Annotated in this window: 10 protein-coding genes; 9 read left to right on the top strand and 1 reads right to left on the bottom strand. The window is 73.5% G+C overall.

Going from position 1 to position 14,003, the window contains the following annotated elements; all coding sequences use genetic code 11:
* Positions 1-78 precede the first annotated feature (78 nt).
* Together ACXJKA_RS09980 and ACXJKA_RS09975 are read left to right on the top strand one after the other, a co-directional pair.
* Positions 79-1,389, top strand: coding sequence for an MFS transporter (locus tag ACXJKA_RS09980; RefSeq protein WP_456825039.1), 1,311 nt, complete (start codon positions 79-81; stop codon positions 1,387-1,389).
* On the top strand, positions 1,386-3,068 hold the full coding sequence (locus ACXJKA_RS09975; RefSeq protein WP_456825038.1) for a SpoIIE family protein phosphatase: 1,683 nt from the start codon (positions 1,386-1,388) through the stop codon (positions 3,066-3,068). Before ACXJKA_RS09980 ends, ACXJKA_RS09975 begins: the two co-directional genes overlap by 4 nt.
* On the opposite strand, the gene ACXJKA_RS09970 is transcribed toward ACXJKA_RS09975, so the two are convergent.
* Positions 3,043-4,494, bottom strand: a complete 1,452-nt coding sequence (locus ACXJKA_RS09970) for a CCA tRNA nucleotidyltransferase (protein ID WP_456825061.1) — start codon at positions 4,492-4,494, stop codon at positions 3,043-3,045. The genes ACXJKA_RS09975 and ACXJKA_RS09970 overlap by 26 nt on opposite strands.
* Before the next feature lie 300 nt (positions 4,495-4,794).
* On the opposite strand from ACXJKA_RS09970, the gene ACXJKA_RS09965 reads away from it, so the two are divergent.
* The 7 genes from ACXJKA_RS09965 (at position 4,795) to ACXJKA_RS09935 (ending at position 13,994) form a co-directional block, all read left to right on the top strand.
* Positions 4,795-5,349 (top strand): NUDIX hydrolase, encoded by a 555-nt coding sequence (locus tag ACXJKA_RS09965; RefSeq protein WP_456825037.1) that lies wholly within the window; start codon positions 4,795-4,797, stop codon positions 5,347-5,349.
* Positions 5,346-7,433, top strand: coding sequence for a DUF6049 family protein (locus tag ACXJKA_RS09960; RefSeq protein WP_456825036.1), 2,088 nt, complete (start codon positions 5,346-5,348; stop codon positions 7,431-7,433). The genes ACXJKA_RS09965 and ACXJKA_RS09960 overlap by 4 nt, the downstream gene beginning before the upstream one ends.
* On the top strand, positions 7,430-9,109 hold the full coding sequence (murJ, locus tag ACXJKA_RS09955; protein ID WP_456825035.1) for a murein biosynthesis integral membrane protein MurJ: 1,680 nt from the start codon (positions 7,430-7,432) through the stop codon (positions 9,107-9,109). The genes ACXJKA_RS09960 and murJ overlap by 4 nt, the downstream gene beginning before the upstream one ends.
* 44 nt (positions 9,110-9,153) lie before the next feature.
* Positions 9,154-11,124, top strand: a complete 1,971-nt coding sequence (locus ACXJKA_RS09950; protein ID WP_456825034.1) for a protein kinase family protein — start codon at positions 9,154-9,156, stop codon at positions 11,122-11,124.
* A gap of 79 nt (positions 11,125-11,203) precedes the next feature.
* Entirely contained in the window at positions 11,204-12,223 is a 1,020-nt protein-coding gene (gene trxB, locus ACXJKA_RS09945; RefSeq protein WP_456825033.1) for a thioredoxin-disulfide reductase, read from the top strand.
* Positions 12,220-12,552: a thioredoxin gene (gene trxA / locus ACXJKA_RS09940; protein ID WP_456825032.1), complete on the top strand. Its 333-nt coding sequence runs from the start codon at positions 12,220-12,222 to the stop codon at positions 12,550-12,552. Before trxB ends, trxA begins: the two co-directional genes overlap by 4 nt.
* Positions 12,553-12,647: 95 nt before the next feature.
* A complete protein-coding gene (locus tag ACXJKA_RS09935) occupies positions 12,648-13,994 on the top strand; it encodes an aminotransferase-like domain-containing protein (RefSeq protein ID WP_456825031.1) in 1,347 nt (448 codons plus the stop codon).
* The last annotated feature ends 9 nt before the right edge of the window (positions 13,995-14,003 follow it).

Below are 14,003 nucleotides of genomic sequence, written 5' to 3'. Positions count from 1 at the left end.
TACCTCGCGGGACAAGGTCGGCGCGATGTGCCGAGCGGGGCGGCGGGGGCGCCGACAAGCGGGTGCGAGGATGACACGGTGCAGGTGATCGCCGACCTCAAGGCCCTGTGGCCCCTGAAGGACTTCCGCAAGCTGTTCGCCGTCCGGCTCACGAGCCAGACGGCCGACGGCATGTTCCAGGTCGGGCTCGCCACGCTGTTCTTCTTCTCCCCGGAGAACGCCAGCACCGCGGTCGGCGTCGCGACGGCGTTCGCGGTGCTGCTGCTGCCGTTCACCATCGTCGGACCGTGGGCCGGCGTGCTGCTGGACCGGTGGCGGCGCCGGCAGGTGCTGTTCGTCGGCAACCTGGTGCGCGTCGCGATCACGCTGCTCATCGCCGTGATCATGGTGACCGACGGCGTCGGCCCCGCCGTGTACGTGCTGGCGCTGGTGAACCTGTCGATCAACCGGTTCCTGCTGTCGGCCCTGAGCGCGTCCCTCCCGCGGACGGTCGACGGGCCGCTGCTGCTCACGGCGAACTCGCTGACCCCGACGCTCGGGGCGGCGGCCGCGGGTCTCGGTGGCGCGATCGGGTTCGTCCTGGGCCTCGTGCTGCCGGCGGGCCGGGGCAAGGACGCGGCGGCGCTCTTCGTCGCGGCGGCCGTCATGGCGGCTGCTGCCGGCCTGGCCACGCGGCTGGGCAAGGACCGGCTGGGTCCCGACGAGCGCGCCGACGCCCGCCAGATGCGCGCCGCGCTCGGCACGCTCGCCCATGGCCTGGTCGCGGGCGCCAAGCACCTGATCGCGCGGCGGACACCGGCGCGGGCCCTCGGGATCATGGCCGCGCACCGGTTCCTCTACGGCGTCACGTTCATCGCCAGCATCCTCATCGCCCGCAACCTCCTCTCCGACCCGGCCGACGCGGGCGAGGGTCTGCGCACGTTCGGGCTCGTGCTCGGGGCGTCGGCGGCCGGGTTCGTCCTGGCCGTGGTGCTCACGCCCGTGTTCTCCCGGCGCACCGGCCCGCACGTGTGGATCGTGCTCTGCCTGCTGCTCGCCGCGGTGAGCCAGCTGCTCCTCGTCGCGTCGGCGGGCAAGACGGCCGTGCTCGTCGCCGCAGGCGCCCTGGGGCTGGCAGCGCAGGGCGCGAAGATCTCGGTCGACACGATCGTGCAGCGGGACACCGACGACGAGTTCCGGGGCCGGGCGTTCGCGCTGTACGACGTCCTCTACAACGCGGCCTTCGTCGGCGCAGCCGCGCTCGGTGCCCTCACCCTGCCGGACACCGGCTACTCCCGCGGGCTGTTCTTCGTCCTCGCGCTCGCGTACGGCGGGTTCGCGGCGCTCTACGGGTACACCTCCCGGGGGGTACCGGCGGCGAAGGTCGCCGAGGCACGATTGGCCTCGTGAGCAGCGACGACAAGCTTGTCGGCAGCCGGGACGGCCTCCCGCTGAACGCGGTGCTCTCGAGCGACCTCGCCCTGTCCATCTCCGACGCGCTCCGGCCCGACGATCCCCTGGTGTGGGTCAACGGCGCGTTCTCCCGGCTCACCGGGTACCCCACCGACGAGGTGCTCGGCCGCAACTGCCGGTTCCTGCAGGGTGCGGACACCGACCCGACCGCGGTGGGACGCATCCGCACCGCGATGGACGAAGGCCGCGCCGTCGCGACGGTCATCCGCAACTACCGGCGCGACGGCTCGGCGTTCTGGAACCAGGTCGTGATCAGCCCGGTGGTCGACGAGGCCGGGCAGGTGACCCACCACGTCGGGATCCAGGTGGACGTGTCCGACGGGGTGGACACCGTCCGGGACCTGGAGCTCGACCTCGTCCACGAGACGACGGCGCGGCTGGACCTGCTGGCGCGGATCAGCGACGAGATGGCGCAGCACCTGGAGTACGACGGCGCCGTCGACGCGCTCGGTGACATCGCCGTGCCGGCGCTGGCGACGTGGGGGTTCGTCGCCGTGACCGACGACCGCGGCCGCTTCACCCGGGTCCACCTCGTGGTCGGCGACCCGGACGACCGCGAGATCGCGCACGCCCTGGCCAATGAGGACTACGGCTGGCTCATGAGATCGCCCAAGGTCAACGAGGCGCTGAACAGCAGCCCGGGGTTCGTCGCGACGCCGTACCAGGTCGACCTCCCGAACCTTCCCGGGCGGACGACGCCGGTCCAGCTGGACCTCCTCCGCCGACTGGGCCTGGGCAGCGCCATGATCGTGCCCTTGCGCGCTCGTGACCGCGTGATCGGGGTGCTCTGCCTCGTCGCCGTCGACGGGTTCCGTCCCGACGCGGTCGTCACCGCGGCCCACCTGGGGCGTCGCGCGGGGCTGGCGCTGGACAACGTCCGGCTGTTCCTTGCCGAGCGCACCGCCGCGCTGACCCTCCAGCACAGCCTGCTGCCCGAGATCCCCCACATCGCGGGCCTCGACGTCGCCACCGCCTACGTGCCGTCCACCCGGCGCACCGAGGTGGGTGGCGACTGGTTCGACGTGCTCTCCCTACCCGATGGTGCGATCGGGCTGGCGGTCGGCGACGTCGTCGGCCACGACCTGCGGGCGGCCGCCGCGATGGGCCAGCTGCGGTCGCTGCTGCGGTCCTACGCGTGGGACGGCTCGTCGCCGAGCGAGGTGCTCGCCCGCGCGGACCAGCTCGTGCGCGGTCTCGACATCGCCGACATCGCCACCTGCGCGTACCTGCGCTGGCAGTCGACCGTGGACGGCGCGCAGGTCACCTACGCGCGCGCCGGCCACCCGCCGCCGCTGCTGCGGCTCGCCGGCGGGGAGGTGGTCGCACTCGACGAGGGGCTGTCGACGCCCATCGGGTTGGCCGGTCCCGGCGGCGCCGAGGGCAAGATCGACGTCCCGCCGGGCGCGACCCTCGTCCTGTACACCGACGGGCTGGTCGAGCGGCGGGACCGCGGGCTGCGCGAGGGGATGGCCGCACTCACCGCGGCGCTGTCGGCCCTGCCCGACGACGCCGACGCGACCGAGGTGAAGGACCGGCTGGTCGAGGCGTTCGTCGACACCCACCAGGAGGACGACGTGTGCCTGCTCGTGGTCAGGCGCGCGCTGCCCACCAGCTGAGCAGCTCGTCCCGCGCCACCTCGGGGCCGAGCGGGCCGCGCTCCATCCGCAGCTCGAGCAGGTACCGGTAGGCCTCGCCCACCTCACGACCCGGCGCCAGCCCGAGGACCGCCATGATCTGCGTGCCGTCGAGGTCGGGCCGCACGGAGTCCAGCTCCTCCTGCTCCTGCAGGCGCGCGATCCGCTCCTCGAGGTCGTCGTACGCGGCGGACAACCTGGCCGCCTTGCGCAGGTTCCGCGTGGTGCAGTCGGACCGGGTGAGCCGGTGCAGCCGCTCCAGCAGCGGACCGGCGTCGGTCACGTACCGGCGCACGGCCGAGTCGGTCCAGCCGCCCTCGCCATAGCCGTGGAAGCGCAGGTGCAGCTCGGTCAGCCGCGCGACGGCCTGCACGGTCGCCTTGTCGAAGCGGAGCTCCTTCAGGCGCTTGGCGACGAGCTTCGCGCCCACCATCTCGTGGTGGTGGAAACTGACCCCGCCGCCCTCCTCGAACCGCCGGGTCTTCGGCTTGCCGATGTCGTGCAGCAGCGCCGCCAGCCGCAGCACCAGGTCCGGGCCGGGCACCGCGCCGTCCGGGCCGGTCTCCAGGGCGATCGCGCGCTCGAGGACCATGAGCGAGTGCTCGTACACGTCCTTGTGCCGGTGGTGCTCGTCGATCTCGAGGCGCAGCGCCGGTAGCTCGGGCAGCACGTGGTCGGCCAGGCCGGTGTCGACCAGCACCTCGAGGCCCTCGCGCGGCTGCGCCGAGACCAGCAGCTTGCTCAGCTCGTCGCGCACCCGCTCGGCCGACACGATCGTGATCCGGTCGGCCATGTCGACGATCGCCGCACGCGCGGCCGGGTCGACGGCGAACCCGAGCTGACCCGCGAACCGCGCGGCGCGCATCATCCGCAGCGGGTCGTCGTCGAACGACTGCCGCGGGGCCACCGGGGTGCGCAGGACACCGGCCGCGAGGTCGGTGAGGCCGTCGAAGGGGTCGACGAACGTCAGCTCCGGGAGCCGGACGGCCATGGAGTTCACGGTGAAGTCGCGCCGGGACAGGTCGCCCTCGAGGGAGTCGCCGAACGCGACCTGCGGCTTGCGCGACGCGGGGTCGTACTCGTCGGTGCGGTACGTGGTGACCTCGACGACGACGTCCTCGGCCAGCGACGAGCGACGCCCCGCGAACCGGCGCGCGCCGATGGTGCCGAACTCCTTGCCGATGTCCCAGTGCGCGTCCCCCCAGCGAGCCAGGATCGCCTCCGTCTGGTCCGGCGACGCGGACGTCGTGAAGTCGAGGTCCGCCGACGCCCGCCCGAGGAACGCGTCGCGCACCGGCCCGCCGACGAGCGCGAGCTCGTGCCCCGAGGCACGGAAGAGCTCACCCAGCTCGAGGGCGTCGGGCGGCAGACCCGCGAGCACGCCCAGCGCACGCTTCTGCAGCGCCACGAGAGCGGCGCTCAGGTCGGGGGTCTCGGGGTTGACGGGCGGATCGAGGGACGGCACTCGTCCAAGCCTGCCATGTCCCGAGTGCTGGGTGGAGTGCAGCGGAGGGTGGGGGCGCGCCAGCGCACCCGCCCGAAGCAGAACGCAACCCAGCGCGAGCGAAGGCCCGAGTGCTGGGTGGAGTGAAGCGGAGGGTGGGGGCGCGCCAGCGCACCCGCCCGCAGCRGAACGCAACCCAGCGCGAGCGAGGGATCTGCCGCGATGCGGACGGGACCCTGCGTGCCGAGTAGTTACAGTGTCGATATGTCGAGCCCGGCGCACCCACCCGTCCCCGGGGGCGTCCCATCGCCACCGGGCGGTCATCCGCTGCGCATCGACCCGCGTCACACGCTCGTCCGGGTGCCCTCCGTCCCGCTGCCCGTCGTCGACGAGACCTCGGCCGGCGGCATCGTCGTCAGCCGCCGCGACGGCGTCGACCACGCCGCCGTCATCGCCCGCCGCAACCGCGCGGGCCGTCTGGAGTGGTGCCTGCCCAAGGGGCACCTCGAGGGCGACGAGACGCCGGAGCAGGCAGCGGTCCGGGAGATCGCCGAGGAGACCGGCATCACCGGGGAGGTCCTGCGGCGGCTCGGTGTCATCGACTACTGGTTCAGCGGCGACGACCGTCGCGTGCACAAGGTGGTGCACCACTTCCTGCTCGGCGCGACGGGCGGGTCGCTGACCGTCGAGGGCGACCCGGACGGCGAGGCCGAGGACGCGGCGTGGATCCCCGTCGCCGAGCTGCACGGGATCCTCGCCTACCCGAACGAACGCCGGCTCGCCGAGGCAGCACTCCTCGTGCTCGTCGGCGAGGCATGAGCGCCCGCTCGCTGCGACGCCGGGTGCTCTGCGCGGCCCTGGCGGTCGCGGGCGCGCTCGCGGGCGTCGCAGTCCCCGCGCAGGCGGCGACCGACGACCCCGACCTGCCCGTCTCCGTGGAGATCACGGCGGTCTCGCCGAGCGTGCTGCGGCCGGGCGACGACCTGCACGTGACGGCGGTCCTGCACAACGACGGCGACACCGAGATCGCCGCGCCGAGCGCCGCACTGCGGCTCAGCCGTTTCCGCATCGCCTCGCGGACCGAGGTGGAGGCCTGGTCCTCCGCCGGCACCGATGGTCTGAGCCGCACGTCCCGGGTCGCCACCGCGCCCGTCGTCGCGCCGCTGGCTCCCGGCGCGAGCGCGACCGTCGACCTCGTCGTCCCGGCGGCCGGGATCCGCCTGCTCGAGGGTCCGGACACGTGGGGGCCCCGTGGCCTGGTCGTCGAGGCTCTCGACGGGTCCGACCGCGTCGGCCTGCAGCGCACGTTCCTGCTCTGGCTCACCACCGACGACCTCCCGCAGACGCCGGTGTCGATCCTCGTCCCGGCGGTCGGACCCCCGTCGCCCGCACCGCAGACGGCCGACGACAGGTCGACCGCCCAGCTCGACCAGGCAACCGCGCCGGGCGGCCGGCTGCACGCACTGTCGACCGCGATCGCGACCGACAGCGACATCGGCGTGGCCGTGGACCCCGCGCTCCTCGCCTCCGCGGACGCCGGCACGCCCCGCACGCAGACCTGGGCCGACGAGCTCACCGACACCCTCGCCGCGCACGACGTCATCGCGCTGCCCTGGTCGGACCCGGATCTCGCGGCCGCGGCGCACGCGGACCAGGACGACCTCGTGCAGCTGGCCGTCGACCGGACCGCGCACGCGGGCGTGCCCGGCCTCGCGGCGACCACCGGCCTGCTGTGGTCGCCCGGGACCGACCTGCCGGACCAGGAGACGGCGGCCGTGACCCCGCAGGTGGGTGCGGATCTCCTCGTGCTGCCTCCGCGGACCGACACCGACGCCGCTCAGACGCCGGATACCCGTGCGTCGGCGCGCACGTCGGCCGGCACGGTCACCACGCTCGGACCGGACGCGACGCTGACGCAGCTGCTGACCAACCCGGAGAAGGTCGAGCCCGGCGCGACGCCCGCGACCGCCGCGCAGCGGACCCTCGCGGAGCTCGCCGTCATCAGCCGCGAGTCGGACGAGCCGCCACGGATGCTCGTCGCGCCCGGGCGCGGGTGGGTCCCCGACCAGGCGAACGTCGCCGCACAGCTCGCCGCGCTGCAGTCCGCCCCGTGGGTCCGGCTGACCCCCGTGTCCACGTTGCTCGACTCGACCGACACCCCGGCGCGCACCGTGCTCCCGGCGGACAGCACCAACCCCGCCGAGCTGGCGCCGTCCAGCGTCCGCGCCCTGGCCGATGCCCGCAGCAGGGCGGTGGCCTTCGCGAGCGTGACCAGCGAGCCCGCGATCCTGCTGGACGGCGTGGACGACGAGGTGCTCGCGCCGCTGGCGGTCGCCTGGCGCAGCGAACCGGTCGGTCGCGACGCGCTCGTCACCTCGGTGGTCGCGGACGTCGACGCGCGCACCACCGGCCTGAGCATCGCGCAGGTCAGCGACGTCCGCGTCGTCGCGGCGGACAGTGAGCTGCCGATCATCGTGCGCAACACCCTCGCCGTCCCGGCGACCGTCCTGCTCGAGGTCACGCCCCGCAAGGCGTGCCTCGAGGTCGGCGAGGTCTCCCCGGTGGCGGTCGACGCGCAGAGCGAGGCGAACGTCCGGATCCCCCTGCACGCCCGGGCGAACTGCTCGGTCGTCGTCACCGCTCGGCTCACGGCCACGGACGGCCTCCCCGTGTCGCCCGCCGTGCGGTTCACCGCGCAGGTCGCGCCCACCATCGAGAGCATCGGCACCATCGTCGTCGGCGTCCTGCTCGCGCTCGGTCTCGTCCTCGGCATCGTGCGCACGGTCCGCCGCGGCCAGAGCGCCCGCCGCGGAGCCAAGAGGGAGGCGGAGTCGGACGCACCGACGTCCCTCCCGGTGCTCGGCGGCATCCCCGACGACACGACCGAGAAGGACGCCCGATGAGCGCGCCGTCCGACGGAGGGGTGCGACGCGGCGCGGCGCTGATGGCGTCCGGCACCGCCGCCTCGCGGATGCTCGGCCTGCTGCGCGGCATGGTGCTGGTGGCGGCGATCGGGGCGGTGGGCCAGGCGGCCGACGCGTTCGCCGTGGCCAACAAGCTGCCGAACGTCCTCTACATGCTCCTCGCGGGCGGCGTCCTCAACGCGATCCTGGTCCCCCAGGTGGTCCGCGCCTACCGGCGGTCCGCCGGCCAGGAGTACGTGGACCGGCTGCTCACCTTCGGGTTCGTCGTGCTGGCCGGCGCCTCGCTGGTGCTCACCGTCGCGGCCCCGCTGCTGGTCAGGCTCTACTCCGACCCGTGCAGCCAGTCCCAGACCGGCCTGGCGACGACGTTCGCCTACTGGTGCATCCCGCAGCTGTTCTTCTACGGGGCGTACGCACTGCTCGGTCAGGTGCTCAACGCGCGCGGCTCGTTCGGGCCGTACATGTGGGCGCCCGTCGTCAACAATGTCGTCTCCATCGCCGGCTTCGGCGTCTTCATCTGGGTGTTCGGCGTCGCCAAGGACACCGACGTCGAGATGGCGTCCACCTGGACCACCGGTCAGGTGGCGCTCCTCGCCGGCGCGGCCACCCTCGGGGTTGTCGCGCAGGCCGTGGTGCTGATCCCGTCGCTGCGTCGCGCCGGGGTGCACTACCGGCCGCGCTGGGGCCTGCGGGGCTCGGGCCTGGGGCGCGCGGGGAACGTCGCCACCTGGACGCTCATCGGCCTGACCGTGGGGCAGCTCGGGTACATCGTCGTATCGCGCGTCGCGTCCCAGGCGCCGGGCGCCGCGGCCGGTGCCGTCGCGTGCGCGGCGCCCGGCGCGATCGCCGGCAACGCGGCCTACGACTACGCGTTCCTCATCTTCATGCTGCCCCACTCGCTGGTCACGGTGTCGCTGGCCACGGCGCTCTTCACGCGGCTCTCCGGCCAGGCGCACGACGCCGACGTCGACGGCGTCCGCGCCACCCTGTCGTCCGGGCTCCGGGTGGTCGGCATCTTCACCATCGCGGCGACCGCCGTCGTCGCCGTCCTGGTCACGCCCATCACGCAGCTCGTGCTCTGGACGGCCACCCCGGCAGCGGCCCACGCCGTCGCGGGCGTCGTCCTGACGATGATCCTCGGGCTGTCGGCCTTCGGTGCGTGGTCGATGTGCCAACGCGTCTACTACGCCTACGAGGATGCCCGTGGCATGGTGCCGATCCAGGTGGTCATGGCGGCTGTCGTCGTCGTCGGCACGCTGCTGGGCCGGGCCGTCCTCACGCCGGCGCACTGGGTGGCGGGCGCCGGGCTGGCCATGAGCGTGTCGTACTTCGTCGGCACCGGACTGGCTCTGTGGCACCTGCGGCGGCGGCTCATCACCGTCGACGGCCCCCACGTCGTGCAGGTCCACGCGCGCGCCCTGCTCGCCGGGATCGTCGCGGCGGCATTCGGCCTGGGCCTCCAGCTGGTGCTCTCCCACACCCTGCCGGGCGGCCACCTCAGCTCCATCATCGAGTGCGTGGCCGTCGGCACCCTGATGGGCCTCGTCTACCTGGGCGGGCTGCGCGTGCTCCGCGTCCGCGAGCTGGACCAGCTGCTGGGGCCCCTCCTCGCCCGGATCCCCGGAGCCGGTCGCCTCCGCGGAGGACGCCGCTGATCCGGCACGTCTAGCATGCAGGTGGTCGGGCGGGTGCTCGTGCGGTGATCGACACGGAGGTGCTGGTGAGCGAGGTCGTCGGACGAGGCACGGTGCTCGCGGGCCGTTACCGCGTGCTCGCCCCGGTGGTGTCCGACCTCGAGGGGGCCAGCGCCTGGCAGGCCACCGACCAGATCCTCGACCGCCCCGTCCGGGTCCGCATCCTCGAGCACGGCGCCGTCGCGCCCGCGCTCGACGCCGCCCGCCGCGCGGCGCTGGTCACCGACTCCCGACTCGTCCGCGTGCTCGACGTCGGCACGCACGAGGGGTACGGCTACGTCGTCTCGGAGCAGCTGGTGGGCCCGTCGCTCGCGGCGCTCGTCGCGCAGGCGCCGCTGACGGCCGACCAGGCCCGCGCGGTCGTCGGCGAGGCCGCCTCGGCGCTCGAGGTCGCCCGGCGGCGCGGCGTCCACCACCTGGCACTGCGACCGTCCGTCCTGCACGTCAGCCCCGACGGGCGTGTTCTCCTGGGCGGGCTGGCGCTCGACGCCGCGCTGCTCGGCGACTCCGGCGGGGATGCCCGCCTCACGACCCGCGCCGACGCCGTCGGCCTCGTCCGGCTCCTGTACGCCGCCCTGACCGGGCTCTGGCCGGCCGACCCCCGCGCACCCCAGACGCCGGGCGGCGAGACCCTCCCGCCGGCGCCGGTGGTCGACGGCTCACCCGTCGCCCCCGCGGACCTCGTCCCGGGCGTGCCCAACGACCTCGACACCCTGTGCGTCGTGACGCTCGGCCCGAACGACGACGGTCCGCACAGCCCCGGCGAGCTCGTGCGCGAGCTCGAGCCCTGGGGTGAGATCCGCGCCTCCGGCGGCAACGTCGCAGCCGTCGGCGGTGCGGTCGCCGCGGCGCAGTTCCCGCCCACCGGCGCGGCCGCGCCCGGCGGAGGAGTGCCCGTCCCCGACGAGGACGACCAGCAGGACACCGCGCCCGTCGTCGTGCAGCGCCAGTCGGTGCGGACCGCGTTCCAGCAGCAGGACCCACCCGGCGCGAACCGGCCCGGCACACCCCCGCCGGCCACCCCCGCACGAGCGGGCTCGCTCGGCGCGGCCCCGACCGACGACACGCCCGCGATCGGCTTGGCGGTGCCGCCGATCGCCGCCGCCGCAGCGCTCTCGGCCACCGTGCCGCTCCCGCCCACCGCGCCCGAACCCCCCGTCGTGCCGACCGTGATCCGCCGGCCCGTTGCGCAGACGACCGGGGCCGGTGCGCCGCCGTCGGTGCCGMCCGCCGCGCCCTCACCCGTCCCGCCGGTTCCGGTACCGCCGCCCGACCAGCCGACCTCGGCGTTCGACTTCGGCGACGTCATCGGCGCGGAGCGGGCTCCCCGGCAGACGAAGCTCCGGTTCGACCCGACCGCGTTGGTGCTGATCATCGTCGCGATCGCGGTGATCATCGGCGTGGTCCTGGCGTTCAAGGCCCTGTTCGCGTCCACGAACCCCACCGGGTCGCCCCAGCCTGCGCAGAGCACCTCCGCGGCCGCGACGCCCGCCGCACCGACGGAAGCGGCCGCCGCACCACCCGCCGAGCCGGCTGCACCGGCCGGCGGTCCACCGGTCATCGCCTCGGCCACGACGATCGACCCCTCCGACGCGGACGGGGAGCACCAGGAAGACGTCGCCAAGGCCTACGACGGCGACCCGTCGACGTTCTGGTACACCCAGACTTACAAGCGGGCGGACTTCGCAGGTTTCAAGGACGCCGTCGGCTACGCGATCACGCTCACGACGAAGACCACCGTGAGCACCGTGACGCTGCACTCCAACGCCACGGGCGGCAACGTCGAGATCCGCGCGACGGACGCGGCGAACCCGACCACGGGGCCGGTGCTGGCCTCCGGACCGTTCGGGCCCGACTCCGTCTTCACGCTCAACCCGGCCACGGAGACGCAGAGCCTGGTCCTGTGGATCACCGACCTCCCGACGATGCCCGACGGCTCATTCCGCCTCGAGCTCACGGAGATCGCCCTCGCCTGAGGCGTCCTGACGCGGGGTTCCGGAACAGATCCCGCCTAGGATCGGTTGATCCCGTCAGCCCCGCCGGAACGTCTCTGGCATGTCGAGCCGCAAGGAAGTCCCCGTGACCGAGCAGTCCACCACCATCCGCGATCTCGTCATCGTCGGCTCGGGCCCGGCCGGCTACACCGCCGCGATCTACGCGGCCCGCGCGGGCCTGGCGCCCCTCGTCATCGCGGGTTCCGTCACCGCCGGTGGCGCGCTGATGAACACCACCGAGGTCGAGAACTTCCCGGGCTTCCCCGACGGCATCCAGGGCCCGGAGCTCATGGAGGGTCTGCAGAAGCAGGCCGAGAAGTTCGGTGCCGAGGTGCTGTGGGACGACGCCTCGTCGTTGGACCTCACCGGCGAGATCAAGACCATCGAGACGCTCGGCGGCGAGACCTACCAGGCACGCGCCGTCATCCTGGCCACCGGCTCCGCCTACCGCGAGCTCGGGCTCGACGACGAGAAGCGCATGTCGGGCCGCGGCGTCTCGTGGTGCGCCACGTGCGACGGGTTCTTCTTCCGCGACCAGGAGATCATCGTGGTCGGCGGCGGCGACTCGGCCGTCGAGGAGGCCACGTTCCTCACCCGGTTCGGCAAGCGCGTCACCCTCGTGCACCGCCGGGACCACCTGCGCGCCTCGAAGATCATGGCCGACCGCGCCGAGAACGACCCGAAGATCGAGTTCGCGTGGAACACCGAGGTCGTCGGCATCCACGGCGACGCCAAGGTCACCGGCGTGACCCTGCGCGACACCGTGACCGGCGAGACCCGTGAGCACCCCGCGACCGGCGTCTTCGTCGCCATCGGCCACGTCCCGCGCTCGGAGCTGCTGCGCGGCCAGGTCGACCTCGACGACGAGGGCTACGTGCAGGTCATCGGTCGCTCGACCGCCACGAACGTCACCGGCGTCTTCGCGTGCGGCGACCTCGTCGACCACACCTACCGCCAGGCCATCACGGCTGCCGGCTCGGGCTGTGCCGCCGCGCTCGACGCCCAGCACTTCCTGGCGTCGCTCGGCGACCTCGTCGCGCCCGTCCCCCCGATCGAGTCCTACGTGCAGGAGATCCGATGAGCACCACGACCCCCGTCACCGACGCCACGTTCCAGGCCGAGGTGCTCGACTCGACCGTCCCCGTGATCGTCGACTTCTGGGCGCCGTGGTGCGGCCCGTGCCGCATGGTGGCCCCTGTGCTGGAGGAGCTCGCCGCGCAGTACGACGGCCGGGTGAAGATCGTCAAGCTCAACTCCGACGAGAACCCGCAGGTCACGGGCGACTACGGCATCGTGTCCATCCCGACGCTCAACTTCTACGCGGGCGGTGAGCTGGTGAAGTCCGTGATCGGCGCCCGGCCCAAGTCGATGATCGCCGAGGACATCGAGAGCGTGCTCGCCTCCGTCTAGTCCTTCCTCGAGAGCCCCCTGCCCAGCGGCAGGGGGCTCTCGTGTCGCTGGGACGGTGCACGGACCATCGCCGACCGCGTGCGAAACTCGGGTGCATGACTGAGCACCCGGTTCCCGACGGCGAGACGTCGGGCCCCCCCACGTCCTCCGCCGCCGGCACCGGTACGCGCCTTGACCGCTGGCTCGGCGCCTACGCCGAGCGCACGCACGGCATGCGCTCCAGCGAGATCCGGGCGCTGTTCGCCGTCGCCAACCGTCCCGAGGTCGTCTCGCTCGCCGGTGGCATGCCGTTCCTCGAGGGCCTCCCGCTCGACATCCTGGGCGATCTCGCCCAGCGCGTCGTCGCTACTCGCGGACTGCAGGCGCTCCAGTACGGGTCCGGCCAGGGCGACGAGACGCTGCGCGAGCAGATCCTCGACGTCATGGCGCTCGAGGGCATCGACGCCCACCCCGACGACGTCGTCGTGACCACCGGCTCGCAGCAGGCGCTCGACCTGGTCACCCGCATCTTCATCGACCCGGGCGACGTCGTCGTCGCGGAGGCGCCGTCCTACGTCGGCGCCCTCGGCGTGTTCCGGGCGTACCAGGCCGACGTCGTGCACGTGCCCATCGACGCCGACGGCCTGATCCCGGCCGCCCTGGAGTCGACGCTGTCCTCGCTCGCCCGCGAGGGTCGCCGGGTCAAGTTCCTCTACACGGTGCCCAACTTCCACAACCCGGCAGGCGTCTCGCTCTCCGTCGCCCGGCGGCCCGAGATCCTCGCGATCGCGCAGCGCTACGGCGTCCTCGTGCTCGAGGACAACCCGTACGGCCTGCTCGGATTCTCCGGCGACCCCCGCCCGGCGATGCGGTCGCTCGACGACGACGGCGTGCTCTACCTGGGCTCGTTCTCCAAGACGTTCGCTCCCGGCTACCGGGTCGGCTGGGTGGTCGCCCCCCACGCCGTCCGCGAGAAGCTGGTCCTGGCCAGCGAGAGCGCGATCCTCTGCCCGTCCAACGCGTCGCAGATCGCCATCTCGACCTACCTGGCCACCTGCGACTGGCAGGGGCAGATCAAGTCGTACCGCGAGCAGTACCGGGAGCGGCGCGACGCCATGGTCTCAGCGCTGTCCGAACACCTCCCCGATGCGTCCTGGAACGTGCCCGACGGCGGCTTCTACACATGGGTCAAGCTCCCCGACGGCCTCGACGCCAAGGACATGCTGCCGCGAGCCGTCACCGCACGGGTCGCGTACGTCCCCGGGACGGCCTTCTACTTCGACGGGTCCGGCGCGGACCACATGCGGCTCTCCTTCTGCTACCCGACGCCTGAGCGCATCCGCGAGGGTGTCCGGCGCCTTGCCGGCGTCGTCGCCGGCGAGCGCGAGCTCGTCGAGCTCTTCGGCACGACGGGATCCACGGGACAGCGAGACGTCCAGTCGCCTGCGCCCGATGCCTTCTGACCTGCAGGT

This window comes from Cellulomonas sp. P5_E12 (assembly GCF_054049315.1).
The sequence above is the reverse complement of the archived record's forward strand: the minus strand, read 5'-3'. Positions and strand labels throughout refer to the sequence as shown.